We start from the raw sequence: 482 nt of genomic DNA, 5'->3' as shown, positions 1-482 counted from the left end.
TTCGGCTGGAGACAGAACAGACGCAAGCCGCGTTTTGGGGGCAGACCCCGAGACGGGGACGACAAGACGCATTACAGCTTGGAGTACTCGTCCTCACTCATCTGCGTGTACGCGTAGTAGCCGCCACCGACCAGCAACAGGAGGACGACAAGTCCGCCGCCGACCAGCAGGAGCGTTCGCTGGGTCTGGGCGCTCTGCTGGGCCTGCTGTGCCTGACTCTCAGCCTGCCCGGCGAGGTCCTGGGCGTTCTGGAAGTTCCCGTTCTCGTATGAGGAGATGGCGCTACTGACCAGTTCTTCGGCGTTTTCGTTCCCACCGGCCGCGTCGATTGCAGCCTGTGCGTCGTCGATCGCTTGCCTCGCGGCCTGACTCTCTTCGGTGTAGTGGTGAGCGGTGTCGCTGCGGAACTCCTCTTCGTTGTTGCCGCTGATTCGACTGAGCGAGGCGACCTGATAGTTCTGTGCCGGGTCGTACGTGTAATT

At 61.8% G+C, this 482-nt stretch carries 2 pseudogenes; both read right to left on the bottom strand.

Going from position 1 to position 482, the window contains the following annotated elements:
• Positions 1-72, bottom strand: a pseudogene (locus DVK05_RS17825) (2-phospho-L-lactate guanylyltransferase); the annotation flags it as partial.
• Positions 72-482: pseudogene (locus DVK05_RS16500) on the bottom strand (hypothetical protein); the annotation flags it as partial. The pseudogenes DVK05_RS16500 and DVK05_RS17825, both read right to left, overlap by 1 nt.

Origin of the sequence: Halorubrum sp. Atlit-8R (genome assembly GCF_003666025.1) — an archaeon.
Lineage (GTDB): Archaea > Halobacteriota > Halobacteria > Halobacteriales > Haloferacaceae > Halorubrum > Halorubrum salinarum.
Note: the sequence above shows the minus strand (reverse complement) of the source record. Positions and strands in the feature narration are given on the sequence as shown.